The organism is Caballeronia sp. LZ028 (assembly GCF_031451415.1).
In the GTDB taxonomy this organism is placed as follows: domain Bacteria; phylum Pseudomonadota; class Gammaproteobacteria; order Burkholderiales; family Burkholderiaceae; genus Caballeronia; species Caballeronia zhejiangensis.
Genome location: NZ_JARUXN010000001.1, coordinates 738,411 through 758,996 on the forward strand (window position 1 = coordinate 738,411; position 20,586 = coordinate 758,996).

Here is a 20,586-nt window from a genome sequence, read left to right on the forward strand (position 1 = left end):
ATCCAATCACGGCGTCGCCTGAACCTCGGCCGTTTCTCATCGGCCGATGGCGCGTTCAGTCCAGCCAGGGAGCGCGATATATGCATACGGACAGTACACATGTGATGCCTTGGCGCATCGAAGACATCGATCTCACGCGAATCGATCGTCAGAAGGCGGCATCCAACGAGCATCTTCTCTTGTTGTTGTGCGCCTGCTCGTTCATCGAGAGCGGGACGGACCTCTATACGAGCAATCTCAGCAAGTATTTTCACGACGATCCCGAAATCTCGGCGTGGCTCAACAACGAATGGGAGCCCGAAGAGATGCAGCACGGCAGGGCGCTCAAGACCTACATCAACCACGTGTGGCCCGAGTTCGACTGGGACACTGCGTTCAGGAATTTCTTCGACGAATACTCGCTCACTTGTTCATACGAGGAGTTCGAGAAGAAGCGCGCGCTCGAGATGGTTGCGCGCTGCGTCGTCGAGACGGGAACGGCCACGCTTTATCGCGCGATCAACGATTGTTCGGATGAACCGGTGCTGAAGGAAATCACCGACAACATCCGCACGGACGAAGTGCGGCATTACAAGCACTTTTTCCATTTCTTCAAGAAGTGGAACAAGATCGAGGGCAATGGCCGCATGGCCGTGCTCGGCGCGCTCGTGCGGCGCGTCGTGGAACTGAAAAGCGAGGATTCGGAGATCGCGCTGCGGCACGTCTTCGCGATTCGTTATCCGGAGCGCGCGCAGGATGTCGAGTACAACCGCGAGCTCTCCGCGCGAGTGAATGCGCTCGTGCGGCGCAATCTGTCGGCGGATCAGGCCATCAAGATGCTGCTCAAGCCGCTCGATCTGCCCGCGCGCATTCAACCCGGCGTGCACTATCCTCTGTCGAAGATGACGCAGTTATTCTTCCGCTAACCTTGTTCGACGATGCCGGCGCAAAGCCGGCATCTTTTCATGACCGATCACAACACGCCCCGACCGTCGCTTTCGTCGCAATCCGTTTTCGATGAATGGCCGCCCGAGCTGCGCGCGCGCTTCGACGGCGCGCTCGCTCGCGCCGACGACGGCTTCACCGTTTCGCTATGCGCGGCGGACGAGGCTCATCGCGTGCGAACCGCTTTGTTGAGCGCCGGTGAGCTGTACGCGCCGGATGCGCGCAGACTCGCGTTCGCGTTGTGGCCGTCGTCGCGGACGGCGCAGGCTGTCACCGCGAGCGGACGCGCGACACTCGCCTTCGTATCCGATGAGGCGTTTTATCAAGTGCATCTGGACGTGCGTCGCGTGCCGCTCGACGATGTGCCGCTCGCGTGCTTCGTCGGCACGATCGAGAGCGGTGAGGTTCAACGGGTGGGATATGCGCGACTCACGAACGGAATCGCCTTCGAACTGACCGAAGCGCAATCGGCGCTCGCGCGCTGGCGCGAGCAACTCGACTGGCTGAAGCGGGCGGCGAGCGTCGCCGCCTGAATCACGACAGATGCATTAACGGCTGCGATCGCCCGATCGCAATGCGTCGCGCCGTCCGCCGAGCAATGCGCCGGGATTGCCGCCAGGCTTGCGCGAGTTCGCGACCTGACCGGCCTGAACCGGCTCCTGACGACGCGGCGCGGAACCCGCGTTCACGTTCGGCTTGCTGTGAGTGCGCGCATCGCGCGAAGGCTGCGCGCCGCCGTTGTTCGGCTTCGCCGGACGCGCGCCGCGTGCATCGCCGTTCGGACGGCCGCCTTCGCGGCGTGCTTCGCCACTCGAACGTCCCTCGCCGTTACGCGGATTCTGGCGTCCCTGACCTTGACCTTGTCCCTGGCCGCGTCCTTGACTGCGGCGCTGGATCGGCTCCGGCTTCGCGTTCGGATCCGGCTCGAAGCCGGGAATCACTTCGCGCGGAATCGGCCGCTTGATGAGGCGCTCGATGTCCTTCAGCAGTTGATGCTCGTCCACGCACACCAGCGACACCGCTTCGCCTTCCGCGCCCGCGCGACCCGTGCGGCCGATGCGATGCACATAGTCTTCCGGCACGTTCGGCAAATCGAAGTTGACGACGTGAGGCAACTGATCGATGTCGATGCCGCGCGCCGCGATATCGGTGGCGACGAGCACCTGCAGCGTCTCGGCCTTGAATTCGCCGAGCGCGCGCGTGCGGGCCGACTGGCTCTTGTTGCCGTGAATCGCGAGCGCGCTGATGCCGTCTTTCGTGAGCTGCTCGGCGAGCCGGTTCGCGCCGTGCTTCGTGCGCGTGAACACGAGCACCTGGAACCAGTTGTTGCCGCGGATCAGATGCGTGAGCAACTCGCGCTTGCGATCGCGATCGACCGGATGGATCTTCTGATCGACGGTCTCAGCCGTCGTATTGCGGCGCGCGACTTCGATCAGCGCGGGCGAATCGAGCAGGCTGTCGGCGAGCGCCTTGATCTCGTCGGAGAAAGTCGCCGAGAACAGCAGGTTCTGGCGCTTCGCCGGCAGGCGCGCGAGCACGCGCTTGATGTCGTGGATGAAGCCCATGTCGAGCATGCGGTCGGCTTCATCGAGCACGAGAATTTCGAGCTGCGAAACGTCGATCGTCTTTTGCTGCATGTGATCGAGCAGACGTCCCGGCGTCGCCACGACGATATCGACGCCGCGCTTCAACGCGTCGATCTGCGGATTGATGCCGACGCCGCCGAACATCACCGTCGACTTGAGCTTCAGATATTTGCCGTACGCGCGCACGCTTTCTTCGACCTGCGCGGCGAGTTCGCGCGTGGGCGTGAGGATGAGCGCGCGCACCGGACGCTTGGCGCCACCCGTGACGGGCGCGAGTTGCGACAGGCGCTGCAGGATAGGCAGCGTGAAGCCGGCGGTCTTGCCGGTGCCCGTCTGCGCGCCCGCGAGCAGATCGCCGCCTTTCAGAACGGCAGGAATCGCCTGAAGCTGGATCGGAGTGGGACTGGAATAGCCGAGTTCGTTGACGGCGCGAAGCAGAGGTTCGGACAGGCCGAGTGAATCAAAGGACATAAATTGGATGCTTATTCGTTGTGTCGAACGGCGCGCATGCGAATGGGCCACGGCGAAAAGTTTCGGCCGGCAGAGCGCATGTGCATCGCTCGAAGGAAAATCGGGCGGCGGGCCAGTTGGCGATCAGCGATCGCCGGGCGTTGCCGCGAGGTTCGACGTGCTATCAAGACACGTCATCTGGCGCTTAGTTGCATCGATGGACACTTCGACGCTGCGGCACCCGTTCCAGCCGGCGCTCACGCGACATAGCGCGCGACGCTCACGAACTGGCACAGGCTGCCCGCGAGCACGAACAGATGCCAGATGCCATGTCCGTGCCGGATGCGCTCGTCGTTGATGAAAAACCAGATGCCCGCGGTGTACACGACGCCGCCCGCCACCAGCCACGCGGTTCCCGCGGGCGGCAGCGCCGTCACGAGCGGATGAATGGCTACGAGCGCGAGCCATCCCATCAACACGTACAGCACCATCGAAACGCTGCGGGTTCGCCGCCCGAGCGTGAGTTCCTGCACGATCCCGAGCGCGGCGAGCCCCCAGCTCACGCCGAAGAGCGACCAGCCCCAGGGACCGCGCAAGGTCACTAGTGTATACGGCGTGTAGCTGCCGGCTATCAACAAGTAGATGGCCGAGTGATCGCACTTCTGCAGTATCGCTTTCATGCGCGGCGAGCGCGCGCAGTGATACAGCGTGGAGATCACGTAGAGCGCGCAGAGCATCGCGCCGTACACCGCGAAGCTCACGACCTTGTACGCGTCACCGTCGAGCGCGCCCATCGTGACGAGCGCAGCCAGACCCGCAACCGACAGCAGCGCGCCGATCAAATGGCTGATGCTGTTGAAACGCTCGCCGACATGCATATCGAATTCACCAAAAGACAAGGGGCGCGGCCACGAAGGCTGCGCCCCATATGCGTATTGTACGCTGTCCCGGCGAAGGACCTATGAAGCCATCAGTCGAGCGGCGCCGAACGCAGGTTGCTCACCTGCTGCGGCGACACCGGCGTGCCGTGGTTGCCCCACGACATACGGATGTACGTCACGACTGCGGCGACTTCCGTATCCGACAGCGACTGTGCGAACGGCGGCATACCGTGCGGCATCGGGTTGCCTTCCGTACTCGGCGGATAACCGCCGTTCAGCGTCATACGGATCGGGTTGACGGCCGATTGCATCTGGATCGACTGGTTGTTCGCGAGCGGCGGGTATGCAGGCGGCTTGCCGAGACCGTTCTCCGCGTGGCACTTCGCGCAGTTTTCGGTGTAGACCTTCTTGCCGAGCGTGAGCAGTTCGCCGCCGAACTTCTCGGACGTCTCCAGCTGCATGACTTCCGGCGCTTCCTTCTTTTGCGGAATCGACTTGAGATACGTCGAGATCGCGTTGATGTCCGCGTCGGTCATGTACTGCAGGCTGTTGTGAACCACTTCCGCCATCGGGCCGAACACCGCGCCGCGCTGCGACACGCCGGTCTTCAGCAGATCGTTGATGTCCTTCAGGTCCCAGTCGCCCAGACCGGCTTCCTTGTTCGACGTCAGCGACGGCGCGTACCAGTTCTGCAGCGGGATGAGGCCGCCGGCGAAGGCCGCCGAGCTGACCGGGCCGCCCATCGCGTTGATCGACGTGTGGCACATGCCGCAGTGACCGAGGCCTTCGACGAGATACGCGCCGCGGTTCCATTCGACCGACTTGGTCGGATCCGGCTTGTACTCGCCTTCCGAGAAGAACAGCGTGCGCCAGCCGATCAGCAGGTTGCGGTTGTTGAACGGGAAGCGCAGTTCATGCGGACGGCTCGGTTCGGAAACCGGCGGCACCGAGCGCAGATACGCGTAGATCGCGTCCGAGTCCGCGCGCGTGACCTTCGTGTAGCTCGTGAACGGGAAGCCCGGATAGAGCAGCGAACCGTCTTTCGAGCGGCCCGTGTGCATCGCGCGATAGAAGTCGTCGGAGGTCCACTTGCCGATGCCGTATTGATCGTCCGGCGTGATGTTCGGCGTGAACATCGTGCCGAACGGCGTGGCCATCGGCAGGCCGCCGCCGAATTCCTTGCCGCCGCGAACCGTGTGGCACGCGATACAGTCGCCGGCGCGGGCGAGGTACTCACCTTGTTTGATGAGCGCGGCTTTGTCGGCAGGCGTCGCCGCGATGGCGCCGCCCGAATGCAGGTTGTCGCCGCCCGACCAGAGGACGGCGCCGGCTGCGACGGCTGCCACCACGACAGCCGAGGAAAGTGCGAACAGGGACTTGCGTTTCATTGTGTTGTCGCTCCAGACGCCTTATTGCGGTTCGCTGCCGCACTTGAGCGGCATCTTCAACGAGCCAGCGGGCGCGGGCACCGGGTTGGCGGGTGCGGTTTGCGTAGAGAGCCATGCGGCGACGGCGGTCACGTCGTCGTCCGTCAGGCGCGAGGCGATCTGCTGCATGCAATCGGGCGCCTTCGCGTGACGCGTGCCCGACTTCCATGCGCCGACTTGCGCGCTGATGTAGTCCGAATGCAGGCCGACGAGACCCGGGATGGCCGGCTGCATGCCGGTCAGACCCTTGCCGTGGCAGGCCGCGCACGCGGGAATGTTCTTCGATGCATCGCCGTTCAGCACGAGCTGCTGGCCGCGCGCGAGCGTCGTGGCCGACACGTTCGACTTCACGGGCGTCGGATACGGCGGGCGCTGGTTCGAGAAGTACGTCGCGATCTGATGAAGGTAATCGTCCGAGAGATACGTGACGAGGTAGTTCATCGGCGGGTACTTGCGCCGCCCTTCGCGGAAATTCTGGAGCTGGTTGTACAGATAGTCGGCAGGCTTGCCGGCAAGACGCGGGAAGTAATCGTTGTCCGTGCCTTCACCGTGAACGCCGTGGCACGCGGTACAGCCTTGCACGCGCGCGGCCATCGTGTCCGGTGCGATCGGCTGGTTCTGCGCCTGCGCGGCGGAGCTGAAAACGCCAGCGCTGCCTACCAGAGCCGAGGCAAAAGCCATAGCGAGCAGCGGACGAAAAATGCGTCTTGAAAACACGCGACACTCCATGAAATTCGGGGACCTGCCGAGCTTCGTGCGGCTCGGTGCGAAGGTGGCGAACCACGGCCACGCAGGGGGCGGTGGGTGGCGGACCACGGCCACAGCGGCTCGACGAGCCTCTGATGCGACGCGGCATTCTATCATCGATGCATGATGATGACTATTTGACACAATCTCGCTCTAAGTCCCGCTGCAGCGCATTCGCGACAATATGCCGCGCGGCTATTGACCACCCGCGACGAACTTCCTAGGCGCGTGTGGTTCATTGCCTCTCGACAAATATTCGACTCGATGCGAGACGCCCGATCGACGTGCTTCATGCAGTTTCGGAAGCGTCCGGCAAAAATTCAAGGCGTTTCGCTCGTGTTCGATGCTGTGCTGCACCGTGGACCTTCATTCAGACTCCGCAAAATTCCTTCGATGACCTTCCCTTTAGCAATGCGCGTTCACGCCGCGCCCGGTTCCGCATGATGAACGACGATCCTCTCTCGCTCGCGCAGACGGCCTTCGCCGCGCTCGCCGATCTGACCTTCGCCTGCGTGCTCGGCGCGCTGCTGCTGAACGTGTGGCTGTCGCGCGAACAGGCGTTCGCGACCGTATCGCCCGCGCGGCGCGGCTGGTTGCGGGCGGCGCGCGGCGGTCCGATCGCAGCCATCGCGCTCGTTCTGTGCAACTTCGCTTCGTTGTGGCTGCAGGCGGCGGCGATGAGCGGCGCGCCGATCGTGCAGGCGGGCGGCGCGTTGTGGCTCGTCGCGACGGGCACGCACGCGGGCATCGGCTGGTCGGTGGCACTGGCGGGCAGCGTGCTGTTGCTGCTCGCGTCGGCGGGCGGCGGCGCGCTTTCCGGTACGCGGATCGGCATGGCGCTCGTTGCCGCGCTGATCGTCGCGGCGGGCAAATCGGCGATCGGCCATGCCGCCGATGCCGGCGCGTTCTCGCTCGCCGAAGCGGTTCAGACGCTGCATCTGCTCGCGACGGCGGCGTGGGGCGGCATTGTGATCGCGGGTGCGTTCGTGTTGCCGGCGCTCGATACGTCGCTTGCGCGCGCATATCTGATCCGCACGGTCGCGCGCATGTCGCGAGCGGCGTCGATCGCGGTCGCGTTCGTCGTGCTGACGGGCGTGTTCAACGCGTGGCGCGGCATCGGCGGATCGGCCGCGGTGCTGACCGCGAGCGCGTGGGGTCATGCGTTGATCGTGAAGATGCTGCTGGTTGCGGCGGCGCTCGCGTTCGGCGCGCTCAACCGCTGGTCGGCGTTGCCGCGCCTGTCGCGCTCGGCATCGACGATGGACGCGCATACGGTCATCAACGTGATGCGCGTCGAAGCGCTGATGATGGCGGGTGTGTTCGTGGCGGCGGCGGTGCTGTCGCACAGCGTGCCGGGTTCGTCGCTCGCGGGATGAAAACGGCGACGCGCGGCGTTACTCGTAGCCGAGCCTGTGACTGACGATCGGCGCGCAAAACAGCGCGACCGCGCAGCCGATGATCTTGCCCTGCAACTCGACGAACGCCGTATGCGAACCGCCGACGAAGATCACTTCGACCAGTTGCGGCAGGCAGAACACGACCGCCGCACCGATGAACCAGCGCGTCACGGCCGCGATGCGCCAGCCGCGCTGCGCCCCGATTCCCGCGGCCACCACGCGCGCCACGCCCAGCGCGACGAGCGAGCCGACCGCGAGCTGGGCACGGACGTATTCATCGGGAAGGACCTGCCACATGATTGTTCTCGCTTTTTGGTGACTATCGGCAGCGTATGCGCAAGAAGCTCGCCAGTATGTACGAGAAAACGCAGATCGTGAAGCGCGGCCCGCGCGGGGCCGCATTCGCTCAAAACGTGTGCTCCGGCCCGGGAAAACTGCCGTCCTTCACCGCGCGCACATAGGCTTCGACGGCGGCGAAAATGTTCGGCTGACCCTGCATGAAATCCTTGACGAAGCGCGGCCGCTTGCCGTGAAAGATGCCGAGCATGTCGTGCAGTACGAGCACTTGTCCGGAACAGTCGACGCCCGCGCCGATGCCGATCGTCGGAATCGCGAGCGCTGCGGTCACTTCGCGCGCGAGCAACGTCGGCACGGCTTCGATCACGAGCAGTTGCGCGCCGGCTTCCTGCAGCGCGATGGCGTCGCGCTTCATCTGCTCGGCCGCCGCTTCGGACTTGCCCTGCACCTTGAAGCCGCCGAATGCGTGCACCGATTGCGGCGTGAGACCGACGTGCCCGCACACCGGAATCGAGCGCTCGACGAGAAAGCGCACGGTATCCGCGAGCCATTCGCCGCCTTCGATCTTCACCATCTGCGCGCCCGCGCGCATCAGTTGCACGGCGTTCGCATAGGCGTCTTCCTTCGAGCCGATGGTGCCGAACGGCATGTCCGCGACGATCAGCGCGCTGCGATTGCCGCGCGCGACCGACGCCGTGTGATACGCGATGTCCGCGAGCGTCACTGGCAGTGTCGTGTTGTGGCCTTGCAGCACATTGCCGAGCGAGTCGCCGATCAGCATGACATCGACGCCCGCGCGTTCGAGCAGCGCGCTGAAGCTCGCGTCGTAACACGTGAGCATCGCGATGCGCTCGCCGTTTTCGCGCATGGTCTGGAGCTTGGGGACGGTGATCGTCGCGCGATTCGTTTCCTGCAGATACGTCATGGTCGTTTCACTGAAGAGAGCGTGGCCGGGCTGCGAATTCAGACCGATACGCCTTTGACAAAGAATTCCTTGCGCCCGCGCATGGCGCCGATGCGCTCGATCAGAAGCGCGAGGTCGTCATCCGAGGCGAGCGGGTTCAGGTGCTCCGCGTTCACCGTGAGCAACGGCGTCGCGTCGTAGTGATAGAAGAAGTCGTTATAAGCATCGCAGAGCGCGCGCAGATACGAATCGGAAATTTGCAGCTCCATCGGCAGCGCGCGCTTCTGGATGCGCGAAAAAAGCACTTCCGGACTCGCCTGCAGATAGACGACGAGATCGGGTGCGGGCGCGCTCGCATGAATGCGCGAGGCGATGTCCTTGTAGAGCTGGAACTCGTCGTCGGGCAGGGTGAGGCGCGCGAAGAGCTCGCTCTTCTGCGTGAGAAAGTCGGTCATCAGCGCGGCGCCGCTCGTGACGATATCGGCGGCTTCCTGCGTCTGCGATGCGCGCTGCAACGCGAAGCTCAACTGCGTGGCGAGCGCGTGCCGCGTGGTGTCGCGATAGAAACGCTCGAGAAACGGATTGTCCTGCGGGCGCTCGAACAGCGTGCGCATCGACCACCGTTCGGCGAGCAGCGTCGCGAGCGTGGTCTTGCCGACGCCGATCGGCCCTTCGATCGCGATGTAACGATGCGGCGGCCGCAGTTGAGGCGCGGTGACGGTGAGTGGCGGAACGCTCATCGGCAGTCTGTCTTCGTGGAAGGGGAGTCGGTTGCGTTGGAGCCGCGCGGTTGCGTCGCGACCATGCACTGACACGTCGCGACTTTCTCGATGCGCTGATCGGCGACGCCGTCGATGAACGCATCGGCGCGACCGCGTTGAGGAAGGATGAGATCCGGCTCGAGCTCGACGAGCGGCACGAGCACGAAGGCGCGCTCGGTCATGCGCGGATGCGGCACGACGAGATCGGCTTCGTCGATGCTCGATGCGCCGTACAGCAGGATGTCGAGATCGAGCGTGCGCGGCGCATTGCGATACGGCCGCTCGCGCCCGAACTGCAACTCGATGTGATGACACAGGCGCAGCAGCGATCGCGCGGGCAGGCTCGTTTCGAGCTTGACGACGCAATTGAAGTAATCGTCGCCCGATGAATCGATCGGCGCGGTGCGATAGACGCTCGATTTCGCGAGCACGGTGATCGTGTGCTGCTGGGCGAGACACACGACTGCGTCTTTCAGGGTCTGGCGCGCATCGCCGAGATTCGCCCCCAGGCCCAGATAAGCAATCGTCATGGCAGAAGTCCTACGCGTGGGTCACAGCGGAAAGCGGGAGAACAGGATCGCTCTTCGCTACTGTAACCAAATCCGGCGTTACTCGTCGTCGGCGGCTTCGCGCCTGTTCGCCGCACTCGATACCGCGTCGTCATTGCCTGCCTGCGCGGCTTGCTCGTCCTGCGCGCCGGGTTCGCCCGAGCGACGCTTCGCGTTGCTGCGGCGCCGGCGCTTCTTCGGTGCGTTGCGATCCTTGCCGCCTTGCGACAGGAGTGCTTCGCGCTCGGCGTGATCGCCGTCGATGAAGTCGCTCCACCATTGGCCGATGGCCGCATCGAGCTCGCCCGATTCGCAACGCAACAGCAGGAAATCATACCCCGCTCTGAATCTTTGGTGTTCCAGCAGCTTCAGCGCGCTGCGGCCGCGTTTTTCCAGCCGATGCTGAAGACCCCAGATCTCGCGCATGTCGGACGAGTAGCGCTTGTGGATCGCGAGTTTCTCCGTCTGCATATCGAGGACATCGTCCATCGCGCGATGCAATGCGGGCACCGGATAGTCGCCGTTCGCGGTGTATTGCTGCCAGCGCGTCTGCACGTCGTGCCACAGGAGCGTCGCGAAGAGAAAGCCCGGCGACACGCCCTTGCCGGCGCGCACGCGCTCGTCGGTGCTGGTGAGCGCGAGCGTGACGAACTTCTCGCCGTGCGGCTGTTCGAGCACGACATCGAGCAGAGGCAACACGCCGTGATGCAGCCCTTCCTGACGCAGCCGCGTGAGACACGCGAGCGCATGGCCGGACAAGAGCAGCTTCAGCATCTCGTCGAAGAGACGCGCGGCCGGCACGTTGTTCATCAGGTCGGCGAGATCCTTGATCGGCGCGCGCGTGGCTTCGTCGATCTCGAAGCCGAGCTTCGCCGCGAAACGCACGACGCGCAGCATGCGTACCGGATCTTCGCGATAACGCGTGGCCGGATCGCCGATCATGCGCAACAGGCGCGCGCGGATGTCGGCCATGCCGTCGTGATAATCCAGCACCGTTTGCGTGGCCGGATCGTAGTACATCGCGTTGATGGTGAAGTCGCGGCGCGTGGCGTCTTCGTGCTGCTCGCCCCAGACGTTGTCGCGCAGCACGCGGCCGCTCGCATCGACGGCGTGCGTGCGCGCATCGAGCTCGCCGCGCTTGAGGCGTCGCGGCGGTTCGGCGGAAGGCTCCGGCGGCGCGTCCATGAGCGCGCGGAACGTCGATGTCTCGATGATCTCCTGCCCGAACTGCACATGCACGATCTGGAAGCGCCGGCCGATGATGCGCGCGCGGCGAAAGAGCTTCTGCACCTGATCGGGCGTGGCGTCGGTGGCGACGTCGAAGTCTTTCGGCGCGACGCCGAGCAGCAGGTCGCGCACCGCGCCGCCGACGATGAACGCGCGATGCCCGGCCTGCTGCAGGCCGTCGGTCACGCGTATCGCGTTCTTCGAGATCAGCGAAGGATCGATGCCGTGAATCTCCGACGACAGGATGACCGGCACGTTCGGATCGCGCTTCACGGGCGCGGCGGCTTTCTTGCGCGTGCTCTTGCGAGCGGGTTTCGGTGCGGCTTCGGAAGCAGCGGCGGGGACGTCGTGGCCTTCGTCGGCAGAGGCGGTTTCTTGCCCGAACAGCTTGCGGATGAGTTTTTTAATCACGAGTGTCGAACAGGTTCAGGATGCGCCAGCCTTTGGCTTGCGCGTGCGCGCGCAGGGTGTCGTCGGGATTGGTCGCGACCGGATCCGTGACGCGCTCGAGCAGCGGGATGTCGTTGTGCGAGTCGCTGTAGAAATAGCTGTGCTTGAAGTCGTCGAGCGTCTTGCCGAGCGTCGCGAGCCATTGCTCGACGCGCACGATCTTGCCTTCGCGATAACTCGGCGTGCCCGTCGGCCGGCCGGTGAGCGCGCCGAGCGGATGATCGTCGACCGTTTCGACTTCGCAGGCGATCAGCGTTTCGATGCCGAAGGCTTCGGCGATCGGCGCGGTGATGAACGCGTTCGTCGCGGTGACGAGGCAGCAGAGATCGCCTTCGTCCTGATGCTCGCGCACGAGCGTGACGGCGGCCGGCACGATGCGCGGGTTGATCACTTCGCGCATGAATTGCGCGTGCCAGTCGGTGAGCTGTTCGCGCGAGTATTTTGCGAGCGGGGCCAGCATCGCGTGCAGATACGCGTTGATGTCGAGCACGCCCGCCTTGTAATCGGCGTAGAAGGCGTCGTTCTGACGCGCGAAGGATTCCGCCTCGACGATGCCGAGCTTCACCATGAAGCGGCCCCATTCGTGGTCGCTGTCGGTGGGAATGAGCGTGTGATCGAGATCAAAGAGGGCAAGGTTCATGGGAGCGCATTCTACTTGAAGCGGGTCGGATCGTTGTCCGGCGCGGCGGGGCCGGATTCGGGGCCGTTCGGATCGGCGGGCGTTTCTTCCGGCGCCGATACGGGAACGAGGGGCGCGGCCCGGCCGGTTTGCTGGAGCATCGTGCGCAGCAGCGCTCGCGTCACCGCGCGCTTTTGTTCCAGGGAGAAGCGGTCGAGTTCGTCGAGCAGGGCCATGAGGCTCGGCATGTCGCGGCGAAAGTGCGTGAGCAGATAGGCGGGCACGTCGTCGGCGAGCACGATGCCGCGTTCGCGCGCCGCGTGCTTCAGCACCGATGCCTTCGCTTCGTCGGAAAGCGGCTGAAGATGGAACACGAGGCCCCAGCCGAGCCGCGTGCGCAGGTCTTCGCGGACCGTGAGCGCGAGCGGCGCGTCGTTGCCGGTGGCCACGAGCGCGCTCGCCGGATATGCGCGCACTTCGTTGAAGAGATTGAAAAGGGCGATCTGCTGCGCGGGGGAAAGGCGGTCGCAATCGTCGACGGCGTAAAGCGTCACGCGCGGATCGAACCCGAATGCGTTGAGCGCGCTCTGCGGGCCGAGATAGCGCGCATGGCCGTTCGCCTCGTGCGTGAGCGCCTGCAGCAGGTGGCTGCGGCCGCTGCCCGGCTCGCCCCACACGTAGAACGTGCGGTCGGCGACCGGCCCGGCCGCGAGCGCGCCTTCGAGTTCGCGCAGCCGCGCGATCAGTTCGTGATTGCCGGCGGCGAAAAAGTTATCGAAGGTGGCGGGCGGCGGCGTGCCCAGATCGAGCGTCAGTTGGCGTTGCACGGGAGATCGGTATCGTCGGGCCTTGAGTCGGGCGAATCTTGAAAACTGCCGGATGAGCTGCGGGTATACGCGCAAAGCCGCGGCGGACGGCCTTGCGCGCCAATGGCTCGGGCGCTTCTGAGATTGTCTGCGATCTCGAAAAAAGCGCCTTCGCGGATTCTGGCGTGCGCGGGAAAATCCGGCTGGCCGACCGTCGACGGGTCATCATCGGGTAAAATCGCATTTTACCGACCTTCTTGCTCCTCCCTCCATGAATCAACCGAAATCCGCACCGGACGCCCAAGGTTTGTCGTATCGCGACGCGGGCGTGGACATCGACGCGGGCGACGCGCTCGTCGACCGGATCAAGCCGTTTGCCAAGAAAACGTTGCGCGACGGCGTGCTGGGCGGCATCGGCGGATTCGGCGCGCTCTTCGAGGTGCCGAAGAAGTACAAGGAGCCGGTGCTCGTATCGGGCACGGACGGCGTCGGCACGAAGCTGCGCCTCGCGTTCACGCTGAACCGGCATGACACGGTCGGCCAGGATCTCGTCGCGATGAGCGTCAACGACATTCTCGTGCAGGGCGCCGAGCCGCTCTTCTTCCTCGATTACTTCGCGTGCGGCAAGCTGGATGTCGACACCGCGGCGGACGTCGTGAAGGGCATCGCCACGGGCTGCGAGCTGGCGGGCTGCGCGCTGATCGGCGGCGAGACGGCGGAAATGCCGGGCATGTATCCGGACGGCGAATACGACCTCGCGGGCTTCGCGGTCGGCGCGGTGGAAAAGAGCAAGATCATCGACGGCAGCACGATCAAGCCGGGCGATGTCGTGCTGGGCCTGGCATCGAGCGGCATCCACTCGAACGGTTATTCGCTGGTGCGCAAGATCATCGAGCGCGCGAATCCGGATCTCAACGCCGATTTCGACGGCCGAACGCTTGCCGACGCGCTGATGGCGCCCACGCGCATCTACGTGAAGCCGCTCTTGTCGGCGATGCAAAGCGTCACGGTGAAGGGCATGGCGCATATCACAGGCGGCGGTCTCGTCGAGAATATTCCGCGCGTGCTGCGCGATGGGCTGACGGCGGAGCTGGATCATCGCGCGTGGCCGCTGCCGCCGCTGTTCGCGTGGCTGCAGAAGCACGGCGGCGTCGCGGATGCGGAGATGCATCGCGTGTTCAACTGCGGTATTGGCATGGCGGTGATCGTTGCGGCGGAAGATGCCGATGCGGCAACCGGCCTGTTGTCGGGCGCGGGCGAGCAGGTGTGGAAGATCGGCGTCGTGCGCGAGAGCAAGGAAGGTGAGGCGCAGACGGTGGTGGTTTGATAGTGCCGTTGTCGCGCTGATACGAAAGACCCTCGCGGAGTGCGAGGGTTTTTTGTTTGGGGATTACATCGGCCGCATGTAAGGCGACCGAATTTGCTGCGGATTCGGCCCCAGTTGCGTGAGGAGGAAGTCCATAGCTGTCTTGTTATAGGCCGGTCTTGGATCGACGTGCGAAACGCCGTTGGGCAGGTAAGGCGGGCGCAATCCGGGTGTAAGCAACTCGCCCTTGTACAACGCGCCGTTGTATTCGACGATCCAGTTCGCGCTCTCCGTGAGCAGCCCGATAGAGGTCCCCTGCACCCACATGTAGCGATGGCCGCCAAACGATTGGATTTCTCGCTTGTACCACGCGCTCAATTGATCGAGCGTGCGTGGGTCGCTGTATTTTTCGGATAGATCGACCCGAAGGAGCGTCGTAAGCGCCTCGTAGCGCGGCACGTACATCTTCAAGCCAGGTGGCATCAACGCTGTATCGCCGGACGGAAACGACAGCCGCGGCATCAGGAGCGTTAAAGTGTCCTTCCTGCCTTGGAAGCTTTCGGCCGCGGCCGTGACTGTCTGACATTGGCAAGCCCGTGGCGCAGTGGCGCCGCTCAGCGAAGCCTTTTGATACTAAGCTTATAGAACGATCGTGTGCAAAATTTCAGTATGACTTTTCAGACTTTCGAAGTTTTCCTAATCGCTGCTACCGCCCGCTCCGTCGCGTCCCCCGCGCAGCACTCCACCACGACTCGCTCCGGCATCGCGCGCAGCCACGTCAACTGCCGCTTGCACAACTGCCGCGTCGCGAAAATGCCCTTGTCGCGCATCTCGTCGTAACCCGTCGCGCCGTCGAGATAGTCCCACGCTTGCCGATAGCCGACACAGCGCATCGACGGCATCGAAAGATCCAGATCGCCGCGCGCACGCAACGCGCGCACTTCGTCGATGAAGCCGTGCGCGAGCATCGCATCGAAACGTGCGGCGATGCGCGCATGCAGCACCGCGCGATCCGACGGCTCCAGCGCGACCGGCACGAAGCGATACGGCGCATCCGCATCCTGAACGCGCGGCGCGGCGAGCAGCGCGGACATCGGCTGGCCGGACAGCATGAAGATTTCGAGCGCGCGCTGGATGCGCTGGGAGTCGTTCGGCGCAAGCCGCGCGGCGGTTTGCGGATCGACCGCCGCGAGCCGCGCATGCAGCGCGGGCCAGCCATCGCGGGCGGCGTCGGCGTCGAGGGCGGCGCGCACGTCGGCATCGGCGGTCGGCAGATCGTTCAGACCTTGCGTCAGCGCCTTGTAGTACAGCATCGTCCCGCCGACCAGCAACGGCACGTTGCCGCGCGCGACGATCTCGCCGACGAGCCGCAGCGCATCCGCACGAAACTGCGCGGCGGAATACGTTTCGGCGGGATCGATGATATCGATCAGATGATGCGGCGCCGCCGCGCGCTCCTCGGCGTTCGGCTTGGCCGTGCCGATATCCATCTCGCGATAGACGAGCGCCGAATCCACGCTGACGATTTCCACCGGATGCAGCGCCGCGAACGCGAGCGCGGCCGCGGTCTTTCCCGACGCCGTCGGCCCGAGAAGACACGCAACAGGCAAGGCGGAAGCGCTCATTGTCCGCGCATGAAGAGTCGGTCGAGATCGGCGAGCGTGAGCTGATACCACGTCGGACGGCCGTGATTGCACTGATCGGCGCGCTCGGTCGCTTCCATCTGGCGCAGGAGCGCGTTCATCTCGTCGAGCGTGAGCCGGCGATTCGCGCGCACCGCGTTATGACACGCGAGCGTGCCGAGCAATTCGTGCTGACGTTCGGTGAGCACGCGCGAGCCGCCATACGCGTGCAGATCGGCGAGCACGGCGCGCGCGAGCGATTGCAGGTCGGCGTCCTTCAGCAACGCGGGCACGGCGCGGATCGCGATCGACGTCGGCGACAACACCGCGAGATCGAAGCCGAGCGCATCGAGCGTCGCGCGCTCTTCCTCGACGATGCCGATCTCGACCGGCTCCGCTGTCATCGACACGGGAATCAGCAGGGGCTGCACCGCGATCGCGCGATCGGCGAGCGCGTGCTTGAATTGCTCGTAAAGAATGCGCTCGTGCGCGGCATGCATGTCGACGATCACGAGGCCGCGCGCGTTCTGCGCCAAAACATAGATGCCGTGAATCTGGCCGACGGCGAAACCGAGCGGCTGTTCATCGGCGTGATCGAGCGCACTGTCCGCACTGTCACTGGCGATCAGCGGCGCGGGAGGGCGCTCGTTCATCGACGGATACGGCGTGTCGATGGTCGTCGTCGCGCCTGACGTACCCGCGCCGATGTCCTTGCGACCGAACAGCGCGTCGTAAAGCGCGAGCGGCTGCGCGACGGGCAGCGTGCCCTGCGTCATGCGCGACTGGCGCATCCAGTTCGTGCCGTTCTCGCTTTTCAGCGTGAGCGAATCCGGCGTGCCGGCGAAAGGCTTTGCGCTGAACGAAGCCGGGCCGGTCGGCTGCAATTGCGCCGCGTGTCCGCCCGCCGTCGTTTCCGGCGACGCGCCCGCATGCCGCGCCAGCGCGCGCTGCACGGCGTGAAAGACGTATTGATGAATCGAGCGCGAATCGCGAAAGCGCACTTCGATCTTCGACGGATGCACGTTCACATCGACGGATTCGGGCGGCAAATCGAGAAACAGCACGTACGCCGGATAGCGATTGCCGTGCAGCACATCTTCATACGCGGCGCGCACGGCGTGCGTGAGCAGCTTGTCGCGCACGAAGCGGCCGTTCACGAAGAAATATTGCTGATCGGCGCGCCCGCGGCTCGCGGTCGGCAAACCCGCGCAGCCGTAGACCGCAAGCGGCCCGGCGCGTTCGTCGAGCGGCAGATGCGCGGTTTCGAACACCTCGCCGAGAATCTTCGCGACGCGCGTCTGCGGATCGCTCGCGTTCCAGTGCTCGACGGCTTTGCCGTTGTGCATCACTGAAATCGCGACGTCGGGCCGTGCGAGCGCCGTGCGGCGAATCACGTCGAGGCAATGCCCGAGCTCGGTCTGCTCGCTCTTCAGGAATTTGCGGCGCGCGGGCGTGTTGAAATACAGCTCGCGCACTTCCATTGTCGTGCCGACGGTGCCCGCGGCGGGCGAGATGGCGCCGGTTTGCGCGTCGATGCGCGTCGCGTGCGGGCAGCTTTCGGTGCGGCTCGTGATGAACAGTTCCGCAACCGACGCGATCGACGCAATCGCCTCGCCGCGAAACCCGAGCGTCGCAACGGCTTCGAGTTCCGCGAGCGAGCGGATCTTGCTGGTCGCGTGGCGCATCAGCGCGAGCGGAAGCTCGTTCGGCGGAATGCCGCAGCCGTCGTCGGCGATCACGATGCGTTTCACGCCGCCTTCGTCGAGCGTGATGCGCAGTGTCGTCGCGCCGGCGTCGAGTGCGTTTTCCAGCAGTTCCTTGACGACCGACGCAGGCCGCTCCACCACTTCGCCAGCGGCAATCTGGCTGATGAGCTGATCGGGCAGCGGGGCGATGGCGCGCGGACGGCGCGCGGCATCGGCTGTCGAAGCGCCAGCGGAGGTTTCGTTTAGGTCGGACATGGCGAAATTATAACGATTCGCAACGTTCGGGCTTCGGGTGGCCGGCTGCATCGGTCCGGGCGCGCACGTATCCAAGAGCGCGGGCCAGAGCGGGACTTTCTTGCGCCGCAATTTATTTGCATTACTGAGTTTTTTTCGGGTCCACGCGTACAATGCATTACGCCGCCGCAAGAGAGTTCTGCCGGGCCGCGCGCAATCAATCCGTCGATCTCACTCACGCAATATTTCGCTCGCACCGCCAATTTGTTTGCCATCGAGGCGGCGATTCCTGCTGAGTATGAATTCGTTTGTGTTTCGAATGCCGCGTTCGCGAGCGTTGAATCGGGTAATCGTCACGGCCTAATAATCATTTCGGGCATTAATTGTTTAAGAGTTTTCGTATGGCCGCGACGATTTTGATCATGCCGGTTATCCGCAAATGCGGAGCGATTCAGCCACGGGATTCCGCCGGAGGCCAAATGTATTGGGTAATGTTTTCGAAACTTCAGAAAAAGGATAATTCATGTCCCGTATCGCTTCAGAAAAAAAGAAACCGACTGGAAATCATGCCGTGACCGAAGCGCCGCCGACGAAAGGCCAGCAGGCAGGCGCGCATTCCAGTCATAAGAACGCGGAAGCAAAAACTCAGAAAAGTCGTGTGGCGGCAAACGGTAAAAGCGGAAACAACTTTCCGAATGTGCTCGTGCATGGGTTTTGCGGTTGGGGTCGCGAAACGCTGACGAGCAAGATTTATCACTATTTCGGCGGCACAGGCGATATTCAGGAATATCTCAATAATAGGGGTTACCAGACTTTCACCGCTGCGGTCGGACCGTTATCCAGCAACTGGGACCGGGCCTGCGAGCTTTATTATTTCTTGAAGGGCGGCGTGGTGGATTACGGCGCGGTGCATTCGGCGCGTTACGGCCACGAACGTTATGGACGTTCGTATCCCGGCGTATTTCCCGAATGGAGCGAAGAACACAAGGTTCATCTGATCGGGCACAGCATGGGCGGTCCGACCATCCGCACTCTCGTGCAATTGCTGGAACATGGCGATCCGGATGAAATTGCCTTCGCGCCGAGTTCGCGGGAAGCCGGCACCTCCGAACTCTTCAAGGGCGGCAAGCAATGGGTACATAGCATCACGTCCATCGCTGGCGTCAACAACGGCACCCCGGTCGCAGACGATCTCGGCGAGCCGATGTCCGACCTGCTATTGAGCCTGGCGAGCCTGTGCGGCGCCGATAACCGCGATCTGCTTTTCGACTTCGACTTGAAGCAGTGGGGCATCCACCGCGAGAAGGGCGAGGATCTGGTCGAATACGCCAAAAAGATCATCCTCAGCAAGGCCTGGAAGACGACTGACAGCGCAATCTACGATCTTTCCTTCGCCGCGGCCCGACTGCAGAACATCTGGGTAAAGACGTCGCCGCACACTTATTACGCGTCGTATTGCGCCGATGGAACGGTGCCCGGCCTCGCCGACACGCGTGTTCCGATGTCGAACATGAACCCGTTGCTCCTCGGCGGCGGCGCGGCGCTCGGCCTCAATGAAAGGGATCTTGCGGGCGGATTCCTGAACTGGCGTCCCAATGACGGTTGCGTCCCGGTTCCGTCGGCGCAGTACCCGATCGGGCACGCGCACGAGTTCGTCGGGGACAACCCCGCTCATCCGCCGAAGAAGGGCGTCTGGTACGTTCATCCTCCGATCGCCGGCGTGGATCATATCGGCATCGTGCAGCCGGTCGGCAGCACGACGCTCGAGTGGCTGGAGGAATTTTTTGGGAAAATCGCGGCCTATAACAAGGCGCTGCCAATTTAGCGACCCGGCCGGAGCCTGATCTTTCCTGTGGGGCTTTCGGGCGCCCGGGTTGCGCGCGCTTCCGGGTGAACATTCGTGTGAGCGAGCCCGGCGCCGCGCCACTTCGGTATCATGGCGCGACTCCCGCATTTGTTGCCGATGCGCCGCTTTTCCGGCGCCGGCTTACTTTTTGAGGAAAGATTTTTGGACACGTTGCTGCAATTCCTGGGACTCATCCTTCACATCGACAAGTCGCTCGGTGTCTTCATCCAGAATTACGGCGCCTGGGTGTACGCGGTGTTGTTCCTGATCGTGTTCTGCGAAACCGGGCTCGTCGTGTTTCCGTTCCTGCCGGGCGATTCGCTGCTGTTCATCGGCGGCGCGTTCGCCGCGTCGCACGAAATGGATCTCTTCGCGCTGATCGCGCTCCTGCTCATCGCGGCCGTGACCGGCAACACGGTGAATTACTGGATCGGCCGCGCCATCGGGCCGAAAGTTTTCGATACGAACATTCCCGTGCTCGAGCGCTTTCTGGACCGCGCCGCGCTGCAGAAAACCCACAACTTCTACGAGAAGCACGGCGGCAAGACGATCGTGATCGCGCGTTTCGTGCCGGTGGTGCGGACGTTCGCGCCGTTCGTCGCGGGCGTGTCGTCGATGAGTCACGGGCGCTTCCAGCTCTTCAATATTCTGGGCGCGCTCATCTGGGTGCTGTTGCTCGTGTTGCTCGGCTATTTCTTCGGCAACATTCCGTTCATCAAGCAGTATCTGAACGTGATCGTGCTGGTGGGGATCGGCGCGGCCATCGTGCCGGTGGCGATCGGCGCGCTATGGAAGATGAGCCGTCGCAATTCGAAGGCTTGAGGAAGAGCGGGATGCGCGAGGCCGTC

The 20,586-nt window shown here is 63.9% G+C and carries 20 protein-coding genes; 6 read left to right on the forward strand and 14 right to left on the reverse strand.

Annotated features, from left to right (window positions below):
• Window positions 1–80 precede the first annotated feature (80 nt).
• Entirely contained in the window at window positions 81–905 is an 825-nt protein-coding gene (locus QCE58_RS03500; RefSeq protein WP_008351417.1) for a ferritin-like domain-containing protein, read from the forward strand.
• A 39-nt stretch (window positions 906–944) separates the two neighbouring features.
• A complete protein-coding gene (locus QCE58_RS03505; protein ID WP_033536572.1) occupies window positions 945–1,457 on the forward strand; it encodes a hypothetical protein in 513 nt (170 codons plus the stop codon).
• A gap of 15 nt (window positions 1,458–1,472) precedes the next feature.
• On the opposite strand, the gene QCE58_RS03510 is transcribed toward QCE58_RS03505, so the two are convergent.
• The 4 genes from QCE58_RS03510 to QCE58_RS03525 all read right to left on the reverse strand — a co-directional run bounded on the left by QCE58_RS03510 (window position 1,473) and on the right by QCE58_RS03525 (window position 5,997).
• Entirely contained in the window at window positions 1,473–2,981 is a 1,509-nt protein-coding gene (locus tag QCE58_RS03510; protein WP_175979824.1) for a DEAD/DEAH box helicase, read from the reverse strand.
• 236 nt (window positions 2,982–3,217) lie between these two features.
• Window positions 3,218–3,838, reverse strand: a complete 621-nt coding sequence (gene trhA / locus QCE58_RS03515; protein WP_008351409.1) for a PAQR family membrane homeostasis protein TrhA — start codon at window positions 3,836–3,838, stop codon at window positions 3,218–3,220.
• Window positions 3,839–3,930: 92 nt separating this feature from the next.
• A complete protein-coding gene (locus QCE58_RS03520) occupies window positions 3,931–5,229 on the reverse strand; it encodes a cytochrome c (RefSeq protein WP_008351407.1) in 1,299 nt (432 codons plus the stop codon).
• Between the two features lie 21 nt (window positions 5,230–5,250).
• Complete coding sequence (locus tag QCE58_RS03525; protein WP_008351405.1) at window positions 5,251–5,997, reverse strand: cytochrome c; 747 nt, start codon at window positions 5,995–5,997, stop codon at window positions 5,251–5,253.
• A 461-nt stretch (window positions 5,998–6,458) separates the two neighbouring features.
• On the opposite strand from QCE58_RS03525, the gene QCE58_RS03530 reads away from it, so the two are divergent.
• Entirely contained in the window at window positions 6,459–7,391 is a 933-nt protein-coding gene (locus QCE58_RS03530) for a copper resistance D family protein (protein WP_250433747.1), read from the forward strand.
• Between the two features lie 18 nt (window positions 7,392–7,409).
• Here the strand turns inward: QCE58_RS03530 and QCE58_RS03535 are convergent, their stop codons facing one another.
• The 7 genes from QCE58_RS03535 to hda all read right to left on the reverse strand — a co-directional run bounded on the left by QCE58_RS03535 (window position 7,410) and on the right by hda (window position 13,045).
• Complete coding sequence (locus tag QCE58_RS03535) at window positions 7,410–7,709, reverse strand: hypothetical protein (RefSeq protein WP_008351402.1); 300 nt, start codon at window positions 7,707–7,709, stop codon at window positions 7,410–7,412.
• A 109-nt stretch (window positions 7,710–7,818) separates the two neighbouring features.
• Entirely contained in the window at window positions 7,819–8,634 is an 816-nt protein-coding gene (gene panB / locus QCE58_RS03540; protein WP_034470688.1) for a 3-methyl-2-oxobutanoate hydroxymethyltransferase, read from the reverse strand.
• A gap of 38 nt (window positions 8,635–8,672) precedes the next feature.
• A complete protein-coding gene (locus tag QCE58_RS03545) occupies window positions 8,673–9,353 on the reverse strand; it encodes a deoxynucleoside kinase (RefSeq protein ID WP_008351398.1) in 681 nt (226 codons plus the stop codon).
• Window positions 9,350–9,904, reverse strand: a complete 555-nt coding sequence (gene folK / locus QCE58_RS03550) for a 2-amino-4-hydroxy-6-hydroxymethyldihydropteridine diphosphokinase (RefSeq protein WP_008351396.1) — start codon at window positions 9,902–9,904, stop codon at window positions 9,350–9,352. Before folK ends, QCE58_RS03545 begins: the two co-directional genes overlap by 4 nt.
• Before the next feature lie 78 nt (window positions 9,905–9,982).
• Complete coding sequence (gene pcnB, locus QCE58_RS03555) at window positions 9,983–11,560, reverse strand: polynucleotide adenylyltransferase PcnB (protein ID WP_008351395.1); 1,578 nt, start codon at window positions 11,558–11,560, stop codon at window positions 9,983–9,985.
• On the reverse strand, window positions 11,553–12,239 hold the full coding sequence (locus QCE58_RS03560; protein WP_008351393.1) for an HAD family phosphatase: 687 nt from the start codon (window positions 12,237–12,239) through the stop codon (window positions 11,553–11,555). Before QCE58_RS03560 ends, pcnB begins: the two co-directional genes overlap by 8 nt.
• An 11-nt stretch (window positions 12,240–12,250) precedes the next feature.
• Complete coding sequence (gene hda / locus QCE58_RS03565; protein WP_008351391.1) at window positions 12,251–13,045, reverse strand: DnaA regulatory inactivator Hda; 795 nt, start codon at window positions 13,043–13,045, stop codon at window positions 12,251–12,253.
• A 250-nt stretch (window positions 13,046–13,295) separates the two neighbouring features.
• Between hda and purM the strand changes: the two genes are divergently transcribed.
• Window positions 13,296–14,351, forward strand: coding sequence for a phosphoribosylformylglycinamidine cyclo-ligase (purM, locus tag QCE58_RS03570; RefSeq protein ID WP_008351388.1), 1,056 nt, complete (start codon window positions 13,296–13,298; stop codon window positions 14,349–14,351).
• Window positions 14,352–14,414: 63 nt separating this feature from the next.
• Here purM and QCE58_RS03575 read toward each other — a convergent pair whose 3' ends face one another.
• The 3 genes from QCE58_RS03575 to mutL all read right to left on the reverse strand — a co-directional run bounded on the left by QCE58_RS03575 (window position 14,415) and on the right by mutL (window position 17,913).
• Window positions 14,415–14,852: a hypothetical protein gene (locus QCE58_RS03575; RefSeq protein ID WP_250520936.1), complete on the reverse strand. Its 438-nt coding sequence runs from the start codon at window positions 14,850–14,852 to the stop codon at window positions 14,415–14,417.
• Window positions 14,853–15,007: 155 nt separating this feature from the next.
• Window positions 15,008–15,955 (reverse strand): tRNA (adenosine(37)-N6)-dimethylallyltransferase MiaA, encoded by a 948-nt coding sequence (gene miaA / locus QCE58_RS03580; protein WP_250480293.1) that lies wholly within the window; start codon window positions 15,953–15,955, stop codon window positions 15,008–15,010.
• Complete coding sequence (mutL, locus tag QCE58_RS03585) at window positions 15,952–17,913, reverse strand: DNA mismatch repair endonuclease MutL (protein WP_250480294.1); 1,962 nt, start codon at window positions 17,911–17,913, stop codon at window positions 15,952–15,954. The genes miaA and mutL overlap by 4 nt, the downstream gene beginning before the upstream one ends.
• Before the next feature lie 502 nt (window positions 17,914–18,415).
• Between mutL and QCE58_RS03590 the strand changes: the two genes are divergently transcribed.
• Window positions 18,416–19,717, forward strand: coding sequence for a triacylglycerol lipase (locus QCE58_RS03590; RefSeq protein ID WP_250520937.1), 1,302 nt, complete (start codon window positions 18,416–18,418; stop codon window positions 19,715–19,717).
• A 183-nt stretch (window positions 19,718–19,900) separates the two neighbouring features.
• Entirely contained in the window at window positions 19,901–20,560 is a 660-nt protein-coding gene (locus QCE58_RS03595; protein ID WP_008351380.1) for a DedA family protein, read from the forward strand.
• Window positions 20,561–20,586 lie beyond the last annotated feature (26 nt).

What these genes read in the sequence shown, in the direction of transcription:
- QCE58_RS03500 (WP_008351417.1), top strand. Translation starts at nt 81, where the DNA reads ATGCATACGGACAGTACACATGTGATGCCTTGGCGCATCGAAGACATC.
- QCE58_RS03505 (WP_033536572.1), top strand. Translation starts at nt 945, where the DNA reads ATGACCGATCACAACACGCCCCGACCGTCGCTTTCGTCGCAATCCGTT.
- QCE58_RS03510 (WP_175979824.1), bottom strand. Translation starts at nt 2,981, where the DNA reads ATGTCCTTTGATTCACTCGGCCTGTCCGAACCTCTGCTTCGCGCCGTC.
- trhA (WP_008351409.1), bottom strand. Translation starts at nt 3,838, where the DNA reads ATGCATGTCGGCGAGCGTTTCAACAGCATCAGCCATTTGATCGGCGCG.
- QCE58_RS03520 (WP_008351407.1), bottom strand. Translation starts at nt 5,229, where the DNA reads ATGAAACGCAAGTCCCTGTTCGCACTTTCCTCGGCTGTCGTGGTGGCA.
- QCE58_RS03525 (WP_008351405.1), bottom strand. Translation starts at nt 5,997, where the DNA reads ATGGAGTGTCGCGTGTTTTCAAGACGCATTTTTCGTCCGCTGCTCGCT.
- QCE58_RS03530 (WP_250433747.1), top strand. Translation starts at nt 6,459, where the DNA reads ATGAACGACGATCCTCTCTCGCTCGCGCAGACGGCCTTCGCCGCGCTC.
- QCE58_RS03535 (WP_008351402.1), bottom strand. Translation starts at nt 7,709, where the DNA reads ATGTGGCAGGTCCTTCCCGATGAATACGTCCGTGCCCAGCTCGCGGTC.
- panB (WP_034470688.1), bottom strand. Translation starts at nt 8,634, where the DNA reads ATGACGTATCTGCAGGAAACGAATCGCGCGACGATCACCGTCCCCAAG.
- QCE58_RS03545 (WP_008351398.1), bottom strand. Translation starts at nt 9,353, where the DNA reads ATGAGCGTTCCGCCACTCACCGTCACCGCGCCTCAACTGCGGCCGCCG.
- folK (WP_008351396.1), bottom strand. Translation starts at nt 9,904, where the DNA reads ATGACGATTGCTTATCTGGGCCTGGGGGCGAATCTCGGCGATGCGCGC.
- QCE58_RS03560 (WP_008351393.1), bottom strand. Translation starts at nt 12,239, where the DNA reads ATGAACCTTGCCCTCTTTGATCTCGATCACACGCTCATTCCCACCGAC.
- purM (WP_008351388.1), top strand. Translation starts at nt 13,296, where the DNA reads ATGAATCAACCGAAATCCGCACCGGACGCCCAAGGTTTGTCGTATCGC.
- QCE58_RS03575 (WP_250520936.1), bottom strand. Translation starts at nt 14,852, where the DNA reads ATGCCGCGGCTGTCGTTTCCGTCCGGCGATACAGCGTTGATGCCACCT.
- miaA (WP_250480293.1), bottom strand. Translation starts at nt 15,955, where the DNA reads ATGAGCGCTTCCGCCTTGCCTGTTGCGTGTCTTCTCGGGCCGACGGCG.
- mutL (WP_250480294.1), bottom strand. Translation starts at nt 17,913, where the DNA reads ATGTCCGACCTAAACGAAACCTCCGCTGGCGCTTCGACAGCCGATGCC.
- QCE58_RS03590 (WP_250520937.1), top strand. Translation starts at nt 18,416, where the DNA reads ATGTCCCGTATCGCTTCAGAAAAAAAGAAACCGACTGGAAATCATGCC.